The organism is Streptomyces sp. NBC_01294 (genome assembly GCF_035917235.1).
Lineage (GTDB): Bacteria > Actinomycetota > Actinomycetes > Streptomycetales > Streptomycetaceae > Streptomyces > Streptomyces caledonius.
Genome location: NZ_CP108424.1, coordinates 36,300 through 58,512, shown reverse-complemented (window position 1 = coordinate 58,512; position 22,213 = coordinate 36,300). Strand labels below are relative to the sequence as shown.

Below are 22,213 nucleotides of genomic sequence, written 5' to 3'. Positions count from 1 at the left end.
ACGGAGACCCCCTTGCCTTCCACCCTCATCGCCGGCGCCGTGCCTGGCACCACTTCCCGCCCGCACACCCCGGACGTGGCCGACACCACCCTGACCGGCGACTTCGCCGCCGACCGCGACACAGCCACCGGCCTGCTGCGCACGCTCACCGCCCGCATCACCGAACTGCCGACCCGGCGCGAGCGGACCGAGCAGCAGCAGCGCACCGCCGACACCCTCCACCGGGGCGCCCGCACCCTGCGCCGGGACTTCCTCGCCCGCCACGCCGAGCAGGTCTACACCGAGCTGACGGACGGCCACACCCGCCACCCCCGCCTGGACCGGCTCGCCGAGCTGGCCGCCGACCGCTACCCCGGGCTGGTGCCCGGCCGCGACCTGCTGGCCGCCGACGCCCGGCTCGCCCAGCGCGACAAGGAAGGCTGGGAAATCGACCTCGGCATCTTCTTCCACGCCGTCCTCGACTCCCCCCGGGCCGGCTCCCACCTGCTGTGCACCATGCTGCGGCCCACCCCCGACGCCCTTGCCGCGCTCCCCGAGTACCGCCGCACCGGCCGGGCCGACCTGAAGCTCGCCACCGTCACCCGCCGCGACGGCATCGCCCACCTCGAGCTGTGCAACGACGCCTACCTCAACGCCGAGGACGACGCGGCCGTCGCCGCCCTGGAGACCGGCACCGACCTGGTGCTGCTCGACGAGGCGAGCCGGGTCGGCGTCCTGCGCGGCGCCCCGATGTCGCACTCCGCCTACCGCGGCCGACGGGTGTTCAGCGCTGGCATCAATCTCACCCACCTCTACCACGGCGAGATCTCCCTCCTCGGCTTCTTCCTGCGCCGCGAGATCGGCTACATCGCGAAGTTCACCCGCGGCCTGTGCCTGGACGGCGAGGCGGGCGGTGAGCGCTGGTGGCCACAGGCCGACAAGCCGTGGGTGGGTGCCGTCGATTCCTTCGCGATCGGCGGCGGCATGCAGATCCTGCCCACCCTCGACCGGGTGGTGGCCGCCGACGACTCGTGGTTCAGCCTGCCCGCCATGGAGGAGGGGCTCGTCCCCGGCGTCGCCAATCTGCGACTCACCGCACTGACCGGCAGCCGGCCCGCCCGCCGGATCGTCCTGTGGGGCCACCGGCTGCGCGCCGGTGACCCGGACGCGGCACTGCTCGTCGACGAGACCGCCCCGGCCGACGCCATGGACGCCGCCGTCGAGCGGGCCGCCCAGCACCTCGACAACCCCGCCGTCGCCGCCAACCGCCGCATGATGACCCTCGGCGAGGAGCCGCTGGACCTCTTCCGCCGCTACATGGCCGCCTACGCCCTCGAACAGTCCTACCGGCTGTACAGCCCGGACCTCATGGCCAACCTGGAGCGGACCTGGATCAGCCGCCGCGCCCGCAGCGGGGGTGGCCGGCGGTGACCGTACTCGAAGCACCCACCGCCGCTCCGGCCACGGCCGCCGCCGAGGTGCCGCCCGACCGGCAGCTGCTCATGTACCGGGCCATGGTGGTCGGCCGCGCCTTCAACCGGCAGGCCACCGCCTTCAGCCGGCAGGGGCGGCTCGCCGTCTACCCTTCCTCCCGCGGCCAAGAAGCCTGCCAAGTGGGCTCGGCGCTCGCCGTCCGCCCCACCGACTGGCTGTTCCCCACCTACCGGGAGAGCGTCGCACTGCTCACCCGCGGGATCGACCCGGTGCAGGTGCTCACCCTTTTCCGGGGCGACCAGCACTGCGGATACGACCCGGTGGCCGAGCACACCGCCCCCCAGTGCACCCCGCTGGCGACCCAGTGCCTGCACGCCGCCGGGCTGGCCGACGCCGCCCGAATGGCCGGCGACCCGATCGTGGCGCTCGCCTACATCGGCGACGGCGCCACCAGCGAGGGCGACTTCCACGAGGCGCTCAACTACGCCGCCGTCCGCCGCGCGCCCGTCGTCTTCCTGGTCCAGAACAACCAGTACGCGATCAGCGTCCCGCTCGCCAAGCAGACCGCGGCCCGCACCCTGGCCGACAAGGCCGCCGGCTACGGCATGCCCGGCGTGCGGATCGACGGCAACGACGTTCTCCAGGTGTACCAGGCCGTCCACGACGCCGCCGAACGGGCCCGGGCTGGCCACGGACCGACCCTGATCGAGGCGGTCACCTACCGGATCGACGCGCACACCAACGCCGACGACGACACCCGCTACCGCCCCGCCGGGGAGGCCGACGCCTGGGCCGCCCAGGACCCGGTCGACCGCCTCGAACGGGACCTGCTGGCCGCCGGGGTGCTCGACCGCGTCGCCGCAGACGGGATTGCCGCGGCCGCCGACGCCTTTGCCACCGAACTGAGCGCTCGCTTCTCGGAGCCGCCGACGGGGGACCCGATGCAGATGTTCCGGCACGTTTACCACCACCTCCCGCCCCACCTGCGCGAGCAGTCGGAGCGGCTGGCAGCCGAACTGGCCGCGGACGAACAGGGGGACTGATGTCCGAGATCACCATGGCCAAGGCGCTCAACACCGCCCTGCGCGACGCCCTGCGCGACGACCCCAAGACCATCCTGTTCGGCGAGGACATCGGCGCCCTCGGCGGCGTCTTCCGGATCACCGACGGCCTGGCCGCCGAATTCGGCGACGATCGCTGCTTCGACACCCCGCTCGCCGAATCGGCCATCTTGGGCACCGCCGTCGGCATGGCGATGTACGGCTACCGCCCGATCGTCGAGATGCAGTTCGACGCCTTCGCCTACCCCGCCTTCGAACAGCTCGTCAGCCACGTCGCCAAACTGCGCAACCGCACCCGCGGCGCCATCGGCCTCCCCCTGACCATCCGCATCCCGTACGGCGGCGGCATCGGCGGCGTCGAGCACCACAGCGACTCCTCCGAGATCTACTACATGGCCACCCCCGGACTGACGGTCGTCACCCCGGCGAACGCGGCCGACGCGTACTCGCTGCTGCGTCGTTCCATAGCCTCCCCCGACCCCGTGGTCTTCCTCGAACCCAAGCGGCTGTACTGGCACAAGGAGGCCATCGGACTGCCGGTGGACACCGGCCCGCTCGGCTCGGCGGTCATCAGACGGCACGGCACCCATGCCACCCTCATCGCCTACGGCCCCGCGGTCACCACCGCGCTGGAAGCCGCCGAGGCCGCAGCCGAACACGGCTGGGACCTCGAAGTCATCGACCTGCGGACTCTGATGCCGCTCGACGACGCGACGGTCTGCGCCAGCGTGCGCCGCACCGGACGCGCCGTCGTCGTCCACGAGGCACACGGCTTCGCCGGCCCGGGCGCCGAGATCGCCGCCCGGATCACCGAACGCTGCTTCTACCACCTGGAAGCACCCGTGCGCCGCGTCACCGGATTCGACGTGCCGTACCCGCCGCCGCTGCTGGAGCGCCACTACCTGCCCGGCGTGGACCGGATCCTGGACGCGGTGGCGTCCCTGGAATGGGAGGCGGTCCCGGCATGAGCACCGAGCCCACCGCCACCTGGTTCCGCTGCCTGCGCCCCCGGCCGGCCGCCCGGATCCGGCTGCTGTGCTTCCCGCACGGCGGCGGCTCTTCCGCCGCCTTCCGCCAGTGGCACGCCCTCCTGCCCGACGACGTGGAACTGCACGCGGTCGAGTACCCCGGGCACGCCGACCGCCTCCTCGAACCACTCGCCGACGACCTCGCCCGGCTCGCCGATCGCGCCTGCGAGGCTGCACTGCCCCTGCTGGACCGGCCGTTCGCCCTCTACGGACACAGCCTCGGCGCCCTCGCCGCGTTCGAGACCGCCCGCCGGCTGGAGGCCCGCGGACATACCGCGGTCCGGCTGACCGCCTCCGGGATGCCCGCACCGCACATGGTGCGCCCCGGCACCGTCCACCTCGGCGACGACCGCGCCGTACTGGCAGAACTCGACCGCCTCGGCGGAGTACCGCCCGAAGTACTCGAACACCCGGACCTGCGCGAGCTCGTGCTGCGCACGGCCCGTGCCGACTACCGCTTGGCCGAGACCTACCGGACCGCGCCCGGCGCGGTCCTCCGGGCCCCGGTGACGACCCACCGTGGCCTGGAGGATCCCGAGCTGACCGAGGCCGAAGCGGCGGGCTGGCGGCTCGCGACCACCGCCGGAACCATCCACCGGACCTTTCCCGGCGACCACTTTCACCCTGCCGCCGACCCGTACCCGGTCGTCGCCGACGTCCTGACCTGGCTGACCGGCACCGGTGAGGCCGAGGGCGGCAGGGACGCAGGGAACCGCGCGACCGGCCACAACAGGCCCGCAGGCGACCGCCGGCCCCTGGCGGCACAGTGAAGTCCGGTGCGGTACCGCGCCCTGCAGGGCGCGGTACCGCACCGAACAGCCTCCACCAGCCGGCGGTTCCACAACAGGACAACCAGCGGAGCGCTCACGCACCGCAGCCGTGTCAACGGCGTCAGCGCGCTGACAGCGCCGCACCCGACCCTGTTCGCACGGCCCGGCCGGCCCGGAGCCCGGTCCACCGATCCGTCGACCCATCCGAGGAGCATCATGACCAACCCGTTCGAGGACGCCGAGGCCACCTATCTCGTACTCGTCAACCACGAGGGCCAGTACTCGCTGTGGCCGTCGTTCGCCGAGGTTCCGGCTGGTTGGACGGTCGCCGTCCAGGCCACCGGACGCCAGGACGCGCTCGACCGGATCGCCGGACTCTGGACCGACATGCGGCCCAAGAGCCTGGTCGACGCCATGAACGGCGCCTCCGCGTGAATGCCGCCCCCGGCCCGGCAGCCGGACTCCTCGACCCCCCGCGTCCGTCGGCGCCGGCGTCGGCGCCGGCCGGGGGAGTCATGAGCACCGCCGACCTCCACGAGTCGGTGACCGATCCCGCACTGACCTCGATGACCCTGCTCAACGAGATCACCGGCCGGTACCCGCAGGCGGTGTCGTTCGCGGCGGGCCGCCCCTTCGAGGGCAGCTACCAGGTGGCCGCGCTCCACCGCTACCTGGAGACCTACACCCGCCACCTGGCAGGGCAGGGCCTCGACCCCGACCAGGTGACCCGCGCCCTGTTCCAGTACGGCCACACCAAGGGCATCATCAACGACCTGATCGCCCGCCACCTCGCGGTCGACGAGCAGCTGACGGTGGATCCGGCCTCGATCGTGGTCACCACCGGCTGCCAAGAGGCGATGGTCCTGGTGCTGCGCGCGCTGCGGCGCGACCCGCAGGACGTCGTGTTCGCCGCCGCCCCGACGTACGTCGGCTTCACCGGTGCCGCCCGGCTGGTCGAGATGCCGGTGCGGCAGGTCCGGGAGGGCTCAGGCGGCCTCGACCCCGACGACCTGGAGGACCAGATCCGCCGGGCTCGCGCCGCCGGCCTCAAGCCGCGCGCCTGCTACGTGATCCCCGACTTCGCCAACCCCGGCGGCGCCGCCATGCCGGTCGCCGACCGGGAGCGCCTGCTGCGGATCGCCGAGCGCGAGGACATCCTCCTGCTGGAGGACAACCCGTACTCGATGTTCCACGACGGAGTACCGCGCCGACCCACCCTCAAGTCGCTGGACCGTGGCGCCCGGGTCGTCTACTTCGGCTCGTTCGCCAAGACCGCCTTCCCCGGCGCCCGGATCGGCTACGTCATCGCCGACCAGCCCGTCCGGGAGGGCGGCGTCCTCGCCGACCAGCTGGCCAAACTCAAGAGCATGCTGACGCTCAACACCTCCTCCGTCGCGCAGGCCGCCATCGGCGGATTGCTGCTGGAACACGGGTGCAGCATGGAACGGGCCAGCGCACCCGCGGCGAACGTCTACCGGCGCAACCGGCACGCCCTGCTCGACGGCCTCGCACGGCGGTTCGGCGACCCGGCGCACGGCGTCCGCTGGAACACCCCGGCCGGCGGGTTGTTCGCCGTGGTCACCGTCCCCTTCCGTGCGGACGACGCAGCCCTCGACGACTCCGCGCGCCGCTTCGGCGTGCTGTGGACGCCGATGCACCACTTCTACGCCGGCACCGGTGGCACCGAGCAGCTGCGGCTGTCGTTCAGCGTGTTGACACCGGCCGAGATCGACAGCGGCCTCGACCGGCTCGCCGCGTTCATCGCCGACCGGACCCACTGATCCATCCCCTAGGGCCCGCCCCGCACCCCCGTCGGGGCGGGCCCTTCTCCACGCCCTCGCCGATGCACTCCGCCGCCTCCGTGCCGCGCCGGCCCCTGTCAGCACTGTCAGCGCCGTGAGGACGGCCCCCGGCAGACTCGTGACCGCACGTCACAGCGGTGACCCGGCAAGCCCGGAGTACGACGCTGCCCCCGAGGAAGCGGCAGCCGCGCTGCGGAGGTGTGCGTACAGCCGGTGGAGGCGAACCGCCCGCCGTCCCACGCCCCTGATTTCGATCCAGGAGAGACCTCAGATGACCCATGACCCCTCCGCAGGCGTGCTGACCGGGACGCGGGCGGCGGACGGCACCCGCCGGACCTCCCTGACCGAGGAGCAACTCGGCCTGCTGCTCCAGCACCGCGCCGATCCCGCCGCATCCCCGTACAACGTGCCGCTGGCACTCGACCTGCGCGGCCCCCTTGACTCCGCCGCACTGGAACGGGCACTCGGCACCCTGACGACCCGCCATCCCATGCTCTCCGCCCGCGTCGTGGACGACGCCGACGGCCTGCCCGAGCTGGAGACCCTGCCCGGCCGCACTCCGCGTCTGGAGCGCAGCACCGTCGCCCCCACCTCCGACGGTGCCGAAGCCGCCGCGCTGCTGGCCATCGCACGCCACGAACTGGACCTGGAACGGGACGGCGTCCTGCGGGCCCTGCTGCTGCGCCACGGCGCCGAGCACCACACCCTGCTGCTCGTCGTCCACCACCTCGTCGTGGACGGCGAGTCCACCGCGATCCTGCTCGCCGACCTCCTCACCGCCTACAGGGAGGGCGAGGTCCCCGGCGAAGCCCCGGCCGACTTCGCGGACTACGTCGCCGACCGCGCCCGGCGCGCCGACACGGACACCACCGCCCTGGAGGAGTACTGGCGCCACCGCCTGGACGGCGCCGACGTTGACGTCGACTTCCCGCTGGACGTCCCCGGCCGCGGCGACACGCCCACCGGCCGCAGCGTGCCCGTCGAGCTGAACGCCGACCTGTCCGCCGAGATCGGCCGCTTCTCCCGCACCCACCGGGCCGGCCCGGCCGCCGTGCTGCTCGCCGCCTACCTCAAGGCGCTCGGGACGTATGCGCGCCAGTCCGCCCCGACCGTGGCCGTCCCGCTGGGCGTCCGCAACGACCTGCGGTTCGAGCGCACCGTCGGCTACTTCGTCCGGACCCTGCTCGTCCGTTCCCCCGAGCAGGCCGGCCTGACCGCGGCCGGCTTCGTGGCCCGCGTGCAGACCGAACTCGCCCGCGCCGTCGACCACTCCCAGCTGCCGTTCCCCAAGATCGCCCGCCTCATTCCCGGCACCGACCCGGCCGACCCGCAGGTCTTCAACTGCACTTTTGTCCTGCACAGCTGGGCCGACTCCTCCGCAGCCGCCACTGAGGGCGTCGAACTGCCCGGCGGCCTGCGCGCCCGCTGGCGCCAGGACGTCCCCTCGCCCGGCCTCGGCCTGCTCACCCTCGAACTGTACGAGGGCGAGGGCCGGGTCCGCGGTCGCCTCAAGTACGACGCCTCCCGCATCGAGGCCGGCACCGCCGAGGCCTTCGCCGAGCATGTCACCACCCTCGCCCGGGAGATCGTCCGCGAGCCCGAGCGCCCGGTCACCGACCTGGAAGGCATCGGCCCGGCCGCCCGCGCCACCCTCGAACTGCTCAACGCCACCGACCACCCCATCCCTGACACCGACATCGACACCCTGCTGCGCCGCCGCACCGAGGAGCAGCCCGACCACGTCGCCGTCGAGTCCGGCGACCGCGCCTGGACCTACCGCGAGCTCGACGACCGCATCAACGCCTACGCGCAGGCCCTCACCGGCCGCGGGGTCGGCGCCGGCGACCGGGTCGGCACCATGCTGCCGCGCACCGACGAGGCCGTCGCCGCCATGCTCGCCGTACTCCGGATCGGCGCCGCGTACGTCCCGGTCGACCCGACCCACCCCGAGGCCCGCCGGCGCCACATCGTGGACAGCAGCGGTATGCGGACGGTACTGGTCACCGCCGACACCGAGCCGGCCTGCCCGCCCGGCCCCGTACCGGTCCGCCTGGACACGCTCACCACCAGCCCGTCCTCCGTGCCGCAAGGCGCCCCCACCGCCGACAGCGCCCTGCACGTCCTCTACACCTCCGGGTCCACCGGCCTACCCAAGGGTGTGCAGCTCAGCCACCGGGCGCTGGCCACCGACGTCCTCGCCGCGATCCGCCACTTCGGCATCGGCCCCGACGATGCCATGCTGCTGAAGGCGCCGTTCACCTTCGACGTAAGCGCCCACGAGATGCTGGTCGCGCTGGTCGCCGGCGCCCGGCTGGTCATCGCCCCACCGGACGCCGAACGCGACCCCGACCTGCTCGCCCAGACCCTCGACCGGCACCGGGTCACCCTGCTCCACCTGGTCCCCTCCCAGCTGCGGCTGCTGCTGGAGGCCGAGGACTTCCCCGCCAACCGGAGCCTGCGCACCGTGGTCAGCACCGGCGAGTCGCTGCCCAACGAACTGCGCCGCGCCTTCGAGGCGGTCCACCCCGCCCGCCTGCACAACGCGTACGGCCCGACCGAGACCTCGTACTCGACCGTCTTCTCCTGGCCGCGCGGCGACGCGGGCTCGTGGACCAGCCGCGGCGAGGTGCCGATCGGCGTGCCGTTCGACAACATCCGCTGCCACGTCCTCGACGACGGGCAGCGGCTGCTGCCGCCCGGCGCGCCGGGCGAGCTGTGGATCGGCGGGGGGACGGTGTCCGACGGCTACCTCGGCGATCCCGACCGGACCGCCGACCGCTACCGCACCCTCGACCTCGGCGACGGCCGCCCCGGACGGGTCTACCGCACCGGCGACCTCGTCAGGCTGCTCCCGGACGGATCCCTCACCCACCTCGGGCGGTTCGACGACCAGGTGAAGATCAACGGCAACCGGGTCGAACTTGGCGAGGTACGCGCCGCGCTGATGGCCGTCGACGGCGTCGAGGACGCTACCGTCCAGGTCGCCCGGCACGCCGCGGGCAGCCTGCAGATCACCGCGTACGTGGTGCCGCAGGGCCTGGACGCCGCAGCGGTGCGCCGGGACGTGAGCCGGGCACTGCCCTCGCACATGGTGCCGGTGCGGATCACGCCCGTGGCCCGGATCCCTCTGCTGGCCAACGGGAAGACCGACCGCCAGGAGCTGGCCCGGCTCGCCGCCACGGCCGAGCCGTCCGAAGCACAGGGCGCCGAAGCACAGGGCGCCGAAGCACAGACCGCCGAAGCACCGGCCGCCACCGCGTCGACCGCCTCCGTCGCTGCTGCGTCGACCTCCCCCACCGGTGCCGTTCCGACGGCATCCACCGGCGCCCTTACGGCATCCGCCCCCGCCGCGGTGGCGCGGCAGGCCGTCCTGCCCAAGCTCCGCGCCGTCTGGGCCGACCTGCTGGGAGCCACCGAGGACAGCAGCCAGTTCTTCGAGGACGGCGGTGACTCCATCCTCGCCATGCAGCTGGTCTCCCGGATGCGGCGCGAGGGCTACACCCTGACGATGCGCGAGATCTACAAGCACCCGGTGCTCGCCGATCTCGCCGCCCATCTCGACTCCGGCGTGCCGCAGGGCCCCACCGCGGCAGCCGCCGCGCCTGCGGCCGCCGGCCCGGCCGGCGGACGGCCGCTCGCCCCCGTCCAGTCGTGGTTCTTCCGCCACATCAGGACCGACCTCCACCAGTGGAACCAGTCCGTCCTGCTGGAGCTCAACCGCCCCCTCGACGCCTCCGTGCTGCGCCTCGCCCTGCAGGCCGTAGTGGCCGCCCACCCCGCGCTCAGCGCCCGCTTCGAGCACGACGGCGCCACCGGCGACGGCCGGATGGCCGACGCGGCCCCGTTCGCCGCCTACCTGCCCCGCGAGGTTTTGTGGGAGCGGGAGTTCGGCGGCGAGGACGAGCTCGATCGGGTACTCGAAGAAGCCGAGGAGAGTCTTCGCCCACTGGACGGCATCCACGTGCGGGCCGTCCTCGCCCGCGACCGGCGCGACGGCACCGATCTGCTGCTGATCGCCGTCCACCACCTGGTCGTCGACGGGGTGTCCTGGCGCATCCTCCTGGAGGACCTGGAGCACGCCCTCGACGCCCTCGCCGACGGCGCCCTGCCCGCTCTGCCCGCCGAGGCCTGGTCCTACGGCCAGTGGGTCGACGACCTGCCCGCCGTCGCCACCCGCCCGGGCGAGGCCGACCACTGGCTCGCCCTGGCCGAGCAGCGCAAGGCCGCCCGTACCCTGCTGCTGACCACCCCGGCCCCCGACGAGCAGCAGATCCGCCGCATCGAGTTCTCCCTCGACGCCGACTCCACCCAGCAGCTGATCGGCCCGCTGCCGCGCCGCCTCGGCCTGTCCGTGCACGAGACGATGACGGGCGCCTTCGCCCAAGCCCTCGCCCGGTGGCGCGGCACCTCCACGGTCACCTTCGACGTCGAGACCCACGGCCGTCACGGCCGCGACGACCTGTTCCGCACCGTCGGCTGGTTCACGGCCATCCACCCAGTGGTGATCAGTGCCGAACGCGCCCGGGATCCCGAGGAGTTCGTCACTGAGGCCGGCCGTGAGCTGGCCACCGTACCGCAGGGCGGCGTCGGCTTCGGCGCCTGCCGCGAGTACGAGCCCCGGCAGGCCGTGCGCGAAGCCCTGCGCACCATGCCGCCCGCCCTGGTCTGCTTCAACTACTACGGCCAGGCCGACCAGCTCAGCCCCGCCGGCCGGTTCCGGATGTCGGGCCGCCCGATCCCCCGGGAGCACTCGGCGCGCTGCGAGCGCGTCTACGGCATCGAGGTCTACGGCATCGTCCACGACGGCCGCCTGCGGATGGGACTGACCTGGGTCCCCAGCCCCGCCGACGGCGTCGACGAGGACGCCGTCGAGGCACTGGTCGCCCAGATGCGCTGGGTGCTCGCCACCCTCGCCGGCACCGATCCCGACGCCGTCCTCGCCGGCGAGATCACGGCCCCCGGCCACGCCGCCCGGCCCGCCCGCACCCGCCGCACGACCCCGGCCGGACCGCAGCGCGAGAGCGTCCCGGTCACCGCCCAACAGCACGGCCTGCTCCTCGACGCCCTGGCCCACCAGGGCACCGGCCGCTACGTCGAACAGCTCCACTGGCGCTGGCACGGGACCCTGGACACCGACCGCTTCACTGCGGCCTGGGAGGCGGTCTTCGCGCGCGAGGCCGTCCTGCGCACCGCCTTCGACTGGCAGGCCGAACCACGGCTCGTCCTGCACGACGAGGCCCGCCCCGAGGTCGTCCGCCTCGCGCACGGCAGTGACGACTGGGACGACCTGCTCGAACGCGACCGGCTGCGCGGCTTCGACCTACGCCGCCCCGGCCTGCTGCGCGCCACCCTGTTCGACGAAGCCGCCCCCGGCGACACGGAAACGGCATCCACCCGAGTCCTACTGACCTTCCACCACGTCCTGCTGGACGGCTGGAGCGTCTCCCTGCTGATCCAGCAGTTCTACCGCGCCTACCTGGCGGGCGGCACCCTGTCCGAAACCGGCACGCGCCGTCCCGACATCCGGGACTACTCGCGCTGGCTGCACGCCCAGGACACCGACCCGGCCCGCGACTACTGGTCCGCAGCCGTCCCCGCGGGACCGCTCGCGGTACGCCCCGCCCTGCCGGGCGAACCGACCGGGCAGCAGGGCTCCGGCCGCGCCCAGACCCGGCTGACGCCGGCCGAGGCCGACCGCCTGCGCCGCTGGGCGGCATCCCACGCCGCCACCGAGAGCAGCGCGCTCAACACCGCCTGGGCCCTGCTGCTCAGCCGCGCCTGCGGCAGCACCGGACCCGTCCGGGTCGGCTTCGGAGTGACCGTCTCCGGACGCGGCATCCCGCTCGACGGCGTCGAACGCCTCCCCGGCCTGCTGATGAACTCCCTGCCCATGACCATCGAGGTCGACCCCGCGGCGACCGTCCCCGGCCTCCTCGCCGGCCTGCGCGACCAGGCCCTGGACATGGCCTCGTACGAGTGGGTGTCCACCGGCCAGATCCACGAGTGGAGCGGCCGCGGAGCCGGCGAGAAACTCGTCGAGAGCCTCCTCGTCCTGGAGAACTACCCGCGCTCCCAGGACGGCCTGGAGGACGACCTCGCCGCCCAGGGCATCCGGGTCGAACTCCCCGACGCCGCCGGTTCGGAGACCGCCTTCCCCGTCGCCCTGCTCGCCTACCGCGACACGGACGGCAGCCTCGTGCTGGCCGCCGTCCACGACCGGTCCCGCCTGGCCGACGCCGAAGCCGCCACTCTGGTCGAGCTGTGCGCCCGGCTGCTGCGCGACCTCCCCGTGATCGGCGACGACCTCACCACCGTCGCCGATCTCTTGGAGACCCTCCCCGACGACGCCCTGCCCACGATGGCCGACCGACCCGAACGCGACCGCGCCGACGACGACGGCGCCTCCTGGCCCGAGGGCCCCGACACCCAACTCCTGCGCGACGCCTGGCAGGCCGTCCTCGGCGCCGGGGACGTCGCCCCCGGCGACCACTTCTTCGAGGCCGGCGGCCACTCGCTGCTCGCCATGAAACTGCTGCGCGAGATCGCCGAACGCACCGGCCGCACCCTGCGCCTGGACGACCTGCTCGCACACCCCACCGCCGGGGCCCTGGCCCGGCTGCTGGCCGACGGCCCGGGCACCGGCGATCGGGGCGTACTCGTACCGCTGCGCGAGGCCGCCGACCCGGACGCCGGAACCCTCTACCTGGTCCACCCCCCGGGCGGGCAGGTCGCCTGCTACGCCCAGCTCGCCCAGAGCTACCCGGGCCCCGAAGCGCTCATCGGCATCCGCGACCCGCGCGTCGACCAGGCCGAGCCGGAGCACCTGACGACCGAGCAACTCGCCGAAATCTACCTGGAGGCGCTGCTCCCGGTCCTGGAGAGCGGCCGGCGGGTCGTGCTCGGCGGCTTCTCCGGAGGCGGAGTCATCGCCTATGAGATCGCCCAGCGGATCACCGCCGACGGCTGGCAGCCGCCCCTCGTGGTGATGATCGACGCAGGCGCCCCCGACGGCGAGTTCACCGACACCGAGGCCGAGGGCTCGTTCGCCTCCCGACTGCGCGCAGTCGCCGAGAACCGCGCGGACACCGGGGCAGGCACCGACGCAGGCACCGAGACCGACACCGGGCCGCAACCCGCCGACGACCCGGCGCAGGGCAGCACCGACGAGCCCGCCGACGCCGACGCCTACCTCGCCGAACTCGCCCAGATCGCCGAATGGGTCCGCGGCGACGGCGGCGGCGACCCGGTCGCCCTGATGACCGACAGCGTCGAAGCCGTCCAGCGGTACCGACCCCTGCCGTACCAGGGGCCCGTCGCGGTCCTGCGGGCCGGCGACACCGGCTTCGGCCGCGGCACCGACTACGACGAGTCGGACCGCTTTCACGGCCGCCCGGGCCTCGGCTGGGAAGACCACTGCGAGGACCTCGCCATCCGGATCGTGCCCGGCAACCACGTGACCATGCTGACCGGCGACAACGTGCGCACCCTCGCCCGCATCCTGGCGTCCGCCGCCAGGACCTGACCGACCCCGGCCCCCAAGGAGCCCCTTCCCATGTCACGACCCCGCAGGCGAATCACCCTCGCCGGCATCATCGACGGCCCCGGCGGCCACGTTGCCGCCTGGCGCCACCCCGCCACCCAGGCCGACGCCCAACTCGACCTCGACTTCCACGTCCGCAACGCGCGAACCCTGGAACGCGGCCTGTTCGACGCCGTGTTCATCGCGGACATCGTCGCCGTGTGGGGTACCCACCTGGATTCCCTGTGCCACACCTCGCGCGCCGAGCACTTCGAGCCACTGACGCTGCTCGCCGCCTACGCGGCCGCCACCGAGCACATCGGCCTGGCCGCCACTGCCACCACCACCTACAACGAGCCGCACCACATCGCCCGCCGCTACGCCTCGCTCGACCACCTGAGCAGCGGCCGCGCTGCCTGGAACGTCGTGACCTCCGCGGCGCCGTGGGAATCCGTGAACTTCGGCCGCGCGGATCACCTGGAGCACGGCCGGCGCTACGAACGCGCCGAGGAGTTCATAGACGTCGTCAAGCAGCTGTGGGACGCGGGCGCCGACCTCCGCGAAGGCCTGCCGGGCACCCCCGTCCACCACCGCGGCGAACACTTCGACGTCATCGGGCCGCTCGACGTGGCCCGCCCCCCGCAGGGCCGGCCCGTCATCATCCAGGCAGGGTCCTCCCCGGTCGGCCGGGAGTTCGCGGCCCGCCACGCCGAAGTCATCTTCACCCGCCACAACCGGCTCGCCGACGCCCAGGACTTCTACACCGACCTCAAGGCCCGAGTCGCCGGCCACGGCCGCGACCCGCAGAAGGTCCTGGTCTGGCCGACCCTCGCCCCGATCATCGCCGGAACCGAGGCCGAGGCCCGCGCCATCCTCGCCGAACTCCAGGACTTGGTGCCCGACCACGTCGCCCTGCGCACCCTGCAGGACTTCCTCGGCTTCGACCTGACCGGCCACCCCGTTGACGGACCCGTCCCCGACATCCCGTACACCAACCAGTCCCAGAGCACCACCGAGCGTCTGATCGGCCTCGCCCGCCGCGAGAACCTGTCGATCCGCGGCCTCGCGCTGCGCCTGATGGGCGACGTGATCGCCGGTACGCCCGAGCAGATCGCCGACCACATGGAGTCGTGGTTCACGCAGGGCGGCGCGGACGGCTTCAACATCGACTTCCCGTACCTCCCCGGCTCGGCCGACGCCTTCGTCGACCACGTCGTCCCCGAACTCCAGCGCCGCGGCCTGTACCGGACCGCCTACGAGGGCACCACCCTGCGCGAAAACCTCGGTCTGGACCTCCCCGTACGCTCCCAGAAGGCAGGTGCCGCGTGACCCCCGCCCAGAACACCGCCCCCGCCCCGCTGCTTATCGCGTCCGTCGCCCCCCGCACCAGAGGCCCGCTGGACCTGCGCGCTCTCAAGGCCCTCGCGTACGCCGCCGAGCGCGTCGGGTTCGACGCCCTGCTGCTCGGCGACGGCACCGCCGAGGCACCGGCCGCCTACGAAGGCACCACCGCCGCCGCGGCCCTGGCCGCCGTCACCGAGCACATCGGCCTGCTGCCGGCCACTCCGCCCGGCGGCCTCGCGCCCTACCATCTGGCCCGGATCACCGCGTCCCTGGACCACCTCAGCCACGGCCGGGCCGGCTGGTGCGCGACCGGCACCGGCCCGGGCACCGCCGCCGCGGCCGAGTACCTCCACGTCGTCAAGGGCCTGTGGGAGAGCTTCGACGCCGACGCCTTCGTCCACGACCGCGCCGGGGGCGTCTACTGGAGGCTCGACGGCCTCCAGCGGCTCGACCACAACGGCGAGCACTACACGGTCGCCGGCCCGCTGAACGTCGCTCGCCCGCCCCAGGGCCACCCGGTGATCGCTGTGACCGACCCCGCACTCGCCGCCGGCGCGGACCTCGTCCTGCTGGAGACCGACGACCCGGCCGAGGCCGGCCGGATCCGCGCCCGAGTCCGGCAGGACGTCCTCGACGCCGGCCGCGACGCGGACGCCGTCAAGGTCGCCTTCACCCTGCCCGCAGGCGCCGGCGCCGACGAGATCGCCGAGTGGTGCACCGTGCAGCTCGCCGACGGGTTCATCGTCCCGCTCACCGCGCCCGACGACCCGTTCTTCACCACCACCGCCGAAGAGCTGCGCCGCTGCGGCCTGCTCCGCGCCTCCTCCACTCCCGGCACGACACTGCGCGACCGCCTCGGCCTGGCTCACCCGGCCGGCCGCCTCGCCGCCGCGGCGTCCTGACGGAGCGACCCCCATGGAGACGCTCATCCTGACCGGCAGCACGGCGGCCGCGTCCAGCACCGCCCGCCTGGCCGGACTCATCCGCCACCGGATCCAACTGCGCGACCTCGACGCCGTCGTATCCGACCTGGACCGGAGCCTGCTGCGGCTCCCTGGTCTGGACGCCGACGCCTACACCGGCGGCGCCCTCGCCCAGGACCCTGGCGTCCGCCACCTGGCCGACCGCCTCGCGGACGCCCGGGCCGTCGTCCTGGTCACACCGGTCCAGCACGGCAGCTACTCCGGCGCCCTGAAGAACCTGCTCGACCACGCACCGCGCGCAGCGCTGCGCGACAAGCCGGTGCTGGTGGCTGCCACCGGCGGCACCCTCCACCCAGGCTCTGCCGCTTGCGACCACCTGCGCGCCGTCGCCCGTTCCCTGGGGGGCTGGGCCGTGCCCACCCAGGTCATCGCACAGCGCTCGGAACTGGCCGCCGCTGAGCCGCCGCCGCAGTTGACCGCCCGCATCGACCGCGCCGTCGGCGAACTCCTGCTCGGCGCCCGCATGCTGGCCCCGGCCGCCCTCTGACGGCCGCCCTCCGACCCTGCCAACCCGCACCCTGGAGAAACATGTCCCGCCGCCTGTTCACCTCGGAGTCAGTCACCGAGGGGCACCCTGACAAGATCGCTGACCAGATCAGCGACACGATCCTCGACGCACTTCTCACCGAGGACCCGACCTCGCGAGTGGCCGTGGAGACCCTCATCACCACGGGTCTCGTGCACATCGCGGGAGAGGTGACGACGAAGGCCTACGCGCCGATCGCGCAGCTCGTCCGGGACAAGATCCTCGAGATCGGCTACGACTCCTCGAAGAAGGGCTTCGACGGCGCCTCCTGTGGCGTGTCGGTGTCCATCGGCGCCCAGTCCCCGGACATCGCGCAGGGTGTCGACACCGCCTACGAGAAGCGGGTCGAGGGCGACGAGGACGAGCTCGACAAGCAGGGCGCCGGCGACCAGGGCCTGATGTTCGGGTACGCCTGCGACGAGACCCCCGAGCTCATGCCCCTGCCGATCCACATCGCGCACCGGCTCTCCCGCCGGCTGTCCGAGGTCCGCAAGAACGGGACCATCCCGTACCTGCGCCCCGACGGCAAGACCCAGGTCACCATCGAGTACGACGGTGACAAGGCCGTGCGCCTGGACACCGTCGTCGTCTCCTCGCAGCACGCCTCCGACATCGACCTCGAAGGCCTGCTCGCTCCCGACATCCGTGAGCACGTCGTCGAGTACGTCCTGGCCCGGCTGGCCGAGGACGGCATCAAGCTGGACATCGAGGGCTATCGCCTGCTGGTGAACCCGACCGGCCGCTTCGAGATCGGCGGCCCGATGGGCGACGCCGGCCTGACCGGTCGCAAGATCATCATCGACACCTACGGAGGCATGGCCCGCCACGGTGGCGGCGCCTTCTCCGGCAAGGACCCGTCGAAGGTCGACCGCTCCGCCGCGTACGCGATGCGCTGGGTCGCCAAGAACGTCGTCGCCGCCGGCCTCGCCTCGCGCTGCGAGGTCCAGGTCGCCTACGCCATCGGCAAGGCCGAGCCCGTCGGTCTCTTCGTCGAGACCTTCGGCACCGAGACGACCTCCCGCGACCGCATCAGCCAGGCCATCACCGAGGTGTTCGACCTGCGCCCGGCCGCGATCATCCGCGACCTCGACCTGCTGCGCCCGATCTACGCCCGGACCGCCGCCTACGGCCACTTCGGCCGCGAGCTGCCGGACTTCACCTGGGAGCGCACCGACCGCGCCGAGCAGCTCAAGGCCGCCGTCACCCGCTGACCTCCGTACCTCCGTACGACCGCCCCCCCACGCCGCCCCCGCCGACCACGGGACCCGGCCCACACCGTCCCGATCAGGAGACCACGTGCGTATCGCGGTGACCGGATCCATTGCCACGGATCACCTCATGGCCTTCCCGGGCCGGTTTGTCGACCAGCTGCTCCCGGACCAGCTGGAACACGTCTCGCTGTCCTTCCTCGTGGACTCGCTCGAAGTGCGGCGGGGCGGGGTGGCGGCCAACATCGCCTACGGGCTCGGCGGACTGGGCCTGGCCCCCGTCCTCGCCGGGGCGGTGGGCGCGGACTTCCACGAGTACGAGGTCTGGCTCAAGGACCACGGGGTCGACACCAGCGCGGTGTACGTCTCCGACACCCGCCAGACCGCGCGATTCATGTGCATGACCGACGAGGACGCCAACCAGATCGCGTCCTTCTACGCGGGCGCCATGGCGGAGGCGGTCGAGATCGACCTGAGCAGGCTCACCGGCCCGGGCGACTCTCCCGTCGACCTGGTGCTGGTGTCGCCCAACGACCCGGCCGCGATGGTCCGCCACACCCGCCAGTGCCGGGCACTGGGCATCGAGTTCGCCGCCGATCCCTCCCAGCAGCTCGCCCGCCTCGACGGCGACGAGGTGCGGGAGCTGGTGACGGGCGCGCGCTGGCTGTTCACCAACGCCTACGAGTCCGCGCTGCTGCGCGAGCGCACGGGCTGGGACGAGCCGGACATCCTCGACCGGGTCGGCACCTGGGTGACCACCCTGGGCGCCGACGGCGTCCGGATCGAGCGCAAGGGCGAGCCCGCACTCACCGTGCCGGCCGTCCCCGGAGTCCGCACCGAGGACCCGACGGGCGTCGGCGACGCCTTCCGGTCCGGCTTCCTCGCCGCCGTCAGCTGGCAGCTCCCGCTGGAGACCGCCGCTCAGCTGGGCTGCGCGGTGGCGGCCCTCGCCCTCCGGACGGTGGGCCCCCAGGACTACGAGGTCGACGGCGCCGGGCTGCTGGAGACGGTCGCCGAGGTGTACGGGCCCGAACCGGCCCGGCTGTTGGGCCCGGCGCTGGAGAAGCTGACATGAGCCAAATCCGGGCCGATGCCCTCCGGGAGGCGTTCGCGACCCGTGTGGTCGTCGCGGACGGTGCCATGGGAACGATGCTCCAGGCGCAGGACCCGACCATGGAGGACTTCCAGCAGCTCGAGGGCTGCAACGAGGTCCTCAACGTCACCCGCCCCGACATCGTGCGTTCCGTGCACGAGGCGTACTTCTCGGTGGGCGTGGACTGCGTCGAGACGAACACCTTCGGCACGAACTACGCGGCCCTCGCCGAGTACGACATCGCCGACCGCAACTTCGAACTGTCCGAGGCCGGTGCGCGTATCGCCCGTGAGGTCGCCGACGAGTTCACCGCCTCCACCGGGCAGCAGCGCTGGGTCCTCGGCTCGATGGGCCCCGGCACCAAGCTGCCCACGCTCGGCCACATCACCTACGCGCAGATCCGGGACGCCTACCAGGTCAACGCCGAGGGCCTGCTCTCCGGCGGTGCCGACGCGTTGCTCGTGGAGACGACGCAGGACCTGTTGCAGACGAAGTCCTCGATCATCGGTGCCCGGCGGGCGATGGAGGTGCTGGGCGTCACCGTTCCGCTGATCTGCTCCGTCACGGTGGAGACGACGGGCACGATGCTCCTCGGTTCGGAGATCGGTGCGGCGTTGACCGCGTTGGAGCCGCTGGGCATCGACATGATCGGCCTGAACTGTGCGACCGGGCCCGCCGAGATGAGCGAGCACCTGCGCTACCTGGCGCGCAACGCCCGCATCCCGCTCTCCTGCATGCCCAACGCCGGCCTGCCCGTCCTGACCAAGGAGGGCGCGCACTACCCGCTGAGCGCCTCCGAGCTGGCCGACGCCCAGGAGACCTTCGTCCGCGAGTACGGGCTGTCCCTGGTCGGCGGCTGCTGCGGTACGACCCCCGAGCACCTGCGCCAGGTCGTGGAGCGGGTCCGCGGCACCGAGATCACCCCGCGCAGCCCCCAGCCCGAGCCCGGCGCCGCCTCGCTCTACCAGACCGTGCCCTTCCGCCAGGACACCTCGTACATGGCGATCGGCGAGCGCACCAACGCCAACGGCTCCAAGAAGTTCCGCGAGGCCATGCTGGAGGCCCGCTGGGACGACTGCGTGGAGATGGCGCGCGACCAGATCCGCGAGGGCGCGCACATGCTCGACCTCTGCGTGGACTACGTCGGCCGCGACGGCGTCGCCGACATGGAGGAGCTGGCCGGCCGCTTCGCGACCGCTTCCACGCTGCCGATCGTCCTGGACTCCACCGAGGTTCCCGTCATCCGGGCGGGCCTGGAGAAGCTCGGCGGCCGCGCCGTCATCAACTCGGTGAACTACGAGGACGGCGACGGTCCCGAGTCCCGCTTCGCCAAGGTCACCCGGCTGGCGCAGGAGCACGGCGCCGCGCTGATCGCGTTGACGATCGACGAGGAGGGTCAGGCCCGCACCGTCGAGCACAAGGTCGCCATCGCTGAACGTCTGATCGAGGACCTCACGGGGAACTGGGGGATCCACGAGTCGGACATCCTCATCGACACCCTGACCTTCACGATCTGCACCGGGCAGGAGGAGTCCCGCAAGGACGGCATCGCGACGATCGAGGCCATCCGCGAGCTCAAGCGCCGCCACCCGGACGTCCAGACCACCCTCGGCCTGTCGAACATCTCCTTCGGCCTCAACCCGGCCGCCCGCGTGCTGCTGAACTCGGTGTTCCTCGACGAGTGCGTCAAGGCGGGCCTGGACTCGGCCATCGTCCATGCCTCCAAGATCCTGCCGATCGCCCGGTTCGACGAGGAGCAGGTGACCACCGCCCTCGACCTGATCTACGACCGGCGGGCCGAGGGCTACGACCCGCTGCAGAAGCTGATGGCCCTCTTCGAGGGCGTCAACACCAAGTCACTGAAGGCCGGCCGCGCCGAGGAGCTCCTCGCCCTGCCGCTGGACGAGCGCCTGCAGCGCCGCATCATCGACGGCGAGAAGAACGGCCTGGAGACCGACCTCGACGAGGCCCTCCAGACCCGCCCCGCCCTCGACATCGTCAACGACACCCTCCTGGAGGGCATGAAGGTCGTCGGCGAGCTCTTCGGCTCCGGCCAGATGCAGCTCCCCTTCGTCCTGCAGTCCGCCGAGGTCATGAAGACGGCCGTCGCCTACCTCGAACCGCACATGGAGAAGACGGACGACGAGGGCAAGGGCACGATCGTGCTCGCCACCGTCCGCGGCGACGTCCACGACATCGGCAAGAACCTCGTCGACATCATCCTGACGAACAACGGCTACAACGTCGTCAACATCGGCATCAAGCAGCCCGTCTCCGCGATCCTCGAAGCCGCGCAGGAGCACAAGGCCGACGTCATCGGCATGTCCGGCCTGCTCGTGAAGTCGACCGTGATCATGAAGGAGAACCTGGAGGAGCTGAACCAGCGCAAGCTGGCCGCCGACTACCCGGTGATCCTCGGCGGCGCCGCCCTCACCCGCGCCTACGTCGAGCAGGACCTCCACGAGATCTACGAGGGCGAGGTCCGCTACGCCCGCGACGCCTTCGAGGGCCTGCGCCTCATGGACGCCCTCATGGGAGTGAAGCGGGGAGTCCCCGGAGCCGAGCTCCCGCCCTTGAAGAAGCGCCGCGTGCCTCGGCGCGCCGACGCATCGGGGGCCGGCGCCGCAGCATCCCTCCCGGTGGAGGAACGCGAGGAGCCAGGTGGACGCTCGGACGTCTCCGTCGACAACCCGATCCCCACCCCGCCCTTCTGGGGCACCCGGGTCGTCAAGGGCATCCCGCTCAAGGACTACGCCTCCTGGCTCGACGAGACCGCCCTCTTCAAGGGCCAGTGGGGCCTGAAGGACGCCGACACCATCGAAACGGAGGGTCGGCCCCGGCTGCGCGGCTGGCTCGATCGGCTGCACACCGACGGGCTCCTCGAAGCGGCCGTCGTGCACGGTTACTTCCCCTGCGTCTCCAAGGGCGAGGACCTGATCATCCTCGACGAGCTCGGCGGAGAGCTGACCCGCTTCACCTTCCCGCGCCAGCGCCGCGGCCGGCGCCTCTGCCTCGCCGACTTCTTCCGCCCCGAGGAGTCCGGCGAGACCGACGTCATCGGCCTCCAGGTCGTCACCGTCGGCAGCCGCATCGGGGAGGAGACGGCCCAGCTCTTTGCCGCCGACGCCTACCGCGAGTACCTGGAACTGCACGGCCTCTCCGTCCAGCTCGCCGAGGCCCTCGCCGAGTACTGGCACGCCCGCGTCCGCGCCGAACTGGGCATCGCCGGGTCCGACCCGGCCTCCATGCACGGCATGTTCCGCACCGAATACCAAGGCTGCCGTTACTCCCTCGGCTACCCCGCCTGCCCCGACCTGGAGGACCGCGCCAAGATCGCCGACCTCCTCCGGCCTGAACGGATCGGCGTCCACCTGTCGGAGGAGTTCCAGCTCCACCCGGAGCAGTCCACCGACGCGCTCGTCATCCACCACCCCGCGGCCACGTACTTCAACGCACGCTGACACCG

Annotated in this window: 13 protein-coding genes; all 13 read left to right on the top strand. The window is 72.7% G+C overall.

What is annotated here, in order from left to right; genetic code table 11:
• The first annotated feature begins 12 nt into the window (after window positions 1–12).
• Window positions 13–1,410 (top strand): enoyl-CoA hydratase/isomerase family protein, encoded by a 1,398-nt coding sequence (locus tag OG534_RS37645; RefSeq protein WP_326594121.1) that lies wholly within the window; start codon window positions 13–15, stop codon window positions 1,408–1,410.
• Entirely contained in the window at window positions 1,407–2,456 is a 1,050-nt protein-coding gene (gene pdhA, locus OG534_RS37640; protein WP_398565007.1) for a pyruvate dehydrogenase (acetyl-transferring) E1 component subunit alpha, read from the top strand. Before OG534_RS37645 ends, pdhA begins: the two co-directional genes overlap by 4 nt.
• Window positions 2,456–3,442, top strand: coding sequence for an alpha-ketoacid dehydrogenase subunit beta (locus OG534_RS37635; protein WP_326594120.1), 987 nt, complete (start codon window positions 2,456–2,458; stop codon window positions 3,440–3,442). The genes pdhA and OG534_RS37635 overlap by 1 nt, the downstream gene beginning before the upstream one ends.
• A complete protein-coding gene (locus tag OG534_RS37630) occupies window positions 3,439–4,272 on the top strand; it encodes a thioesterase II family protein (protein WP_326594118.1) in 834 nt (277 codons plus the stop codon). The genes OG534_RS37635 and OG534_RS37630 overlap by 4 nt, the downstream gene beginning before the upstream one ends.
• Window positions 4,273–4,488: 216 nt before the next feature.
• On the top strand, window positions 4,489–4,707 hold the full coding sequence (locus OG534_RS37625; RefSeq protein ID WP_218783205.1) for an MbtH family protein: 219 nt from the start codon (window positions 4,489–4,491) through the stop codon (window positions 4,705–4,707).
• A gap of 80 nt (window positions 4,708–4,787) precedes the next feature.
• Entirely contained in the window at window positions 4,788–6,053 is a 1,266-nt protein-coding gene (locus OG534_RS37620; RefSeq protein ID WP_326594114.1) for an aminotransferase-like domain-containing protein, read from the top strand.
• Window positions 6,054–6,345: 292 nt separating this feature from the next.
• Entirely contained in the window at window positions 6,346–13,596 is a 7,251-nt protein-coding gene (locus OG534_RS37615; protein ID WP_326594112.1) for a non-ribosomal peptide synthetase, read from the top strand.
• A 30-nt stretch (window positions 13,597–13,626) separates the two neighbouring features.
• Window positions 13,627–14,922 (top strand): LLM class flavin-dependent oxidoreductase, encoded by a 1,296-nt coding sequence (locus OG534_RS37610; RefSeq protein WP_326594111.1) that lies wholly within the window; start codon window positions 13,627–13,629, stop codon window positions 14,920–14,922.
• Complete coding sequence (locus OG534_RS37605) at window positions 14,919–15,839, top strand: LLM class flavin-dependent oxidoreductase (protein ID WP_326594110.1); 921 nt, start codon at window positions 14,919–14,921, stop codon at window positions 15,837–15,839. The genes OG534_RS37610 and OG534_RS37605 overlap by 4 nt, the downstream gene beginning before the upstream one ends.
• 13 nt (window positions 15,840–15,852) lie before the next feature.
• On the top strand, window positions 15,853–16,407 hold the full coding sequence (locus OG534_RS37600) for an NADPH-dependent FMN reductase (protein WP_326594109.1): 555 nt from the start codon (window positions 15,853–15,855) through the stop codon (window positions 16,405–16,407).
• A gap of 41 nt (window positions 16,408–16,448) precedes the next feature.
• Window positions 16,449–17,657 carry a methionine adenosyltransferase gene (gene metK, locus OG534_RS37595; protein WP_326594107.1) on the top strand — a complete coding sequence of 403 codons (1,209 nt, stop codon included), beginning with the start codon at window positions 16,449–16,451 and terminating at the stop codon, window positions 17,655–17,657.
• A gap of 85 nt (window positions 17,658–17,742) precedes the next feature.
• The gene (locus OG534_RS37590; RefSeq protein ID WP_326594105.1) at window positions 17,743–18,729 is read left to right on the top strand and encodes a carbohydrate kinase family protein; all 987 of its coding nucleotides are present in this window, start codon (window positions 17,743–17,745) and stop codon (window positions 18,727–18,729) included.
• Window positions 18,726–22,208, top strand: a complete 3,483-nt coding sequence (gene metH, locus OG534_RS37585) for a methionine synthase (protein ID WP_326594103.1) — start codon at window positions 18,726–18,728, stop codon at window positions 22,206–22,208. The genes OG534_RS37590 and metH overlap by 4 nt, the downstream gene beginning before the upstream one ends.
• Window positions 22,209–22,213 lie beyond the last annotated feature (5 nt).

Bases quoted from the DNA above. Each gene is read 5' to 3' on its own strand.
- OG534_RS37620 (WP_326594114.1), top strand. From the start codon at position 4,788: ATGAGCACCGCCGACCTCCACGAGTCGGTGACCGATCCCGCACTGACC.
- OG534_RS37610 (WP_326594111.1), top strand. From the start codon at position 13,627: ATGTCACGACCCCGCAGGCGAATCACCCTCGCCGGCATCATCGACGGC.
- metK (WP_326594107.1), top strand. From the start codon at position 16,449: ATGTCCCGCCGCCTGTTCACCTCGGAGTCAGTCACCGAGGGGCACCCT.
- OG534_RS37630 (WP_326594118.1), top strand. From the start codon at position 3,439: ATGAGCACCGAGCCCACCGCCACCTGGTTCCGCTGCCTGCGCCCCCGG.
- metH (WP_326594103.1), top strand. From the start codon at position 18,726: ATGAGCCAAATCCGGGCCGATGCCCTCCGGGAGGCGTTCGCGACCCGT.
- OG534_RS37615 (WP_326594112.1), top strand. From the start codon at position 6,346: ATGACCCATGACCCCTCCGCAGGCGTGCTGACCGGGACGCGGGCGGCG.
- OG534_RS37625 (WP_218783205.1), top strand. From the start codon at position 4,489: ATGACCAACCCGTTCGAGGACGCCGAGGCCACCTATCTCGTACTCGTC.
- OG534_RS37635 (WP_326594120.1), top strand. From the start codon at position 2,456: ATGTCCGAGATCACCATGGCCAAGGCGCTCAACACCGCCCTGCGCGAC.
- OG534_RS37600 (WP_326594109.1), top strand. From the start codon at position 15,853: ATGGAGACGCTCATCCTGACCGGCAGCACGGCGGCCGCGTCCAGCACC.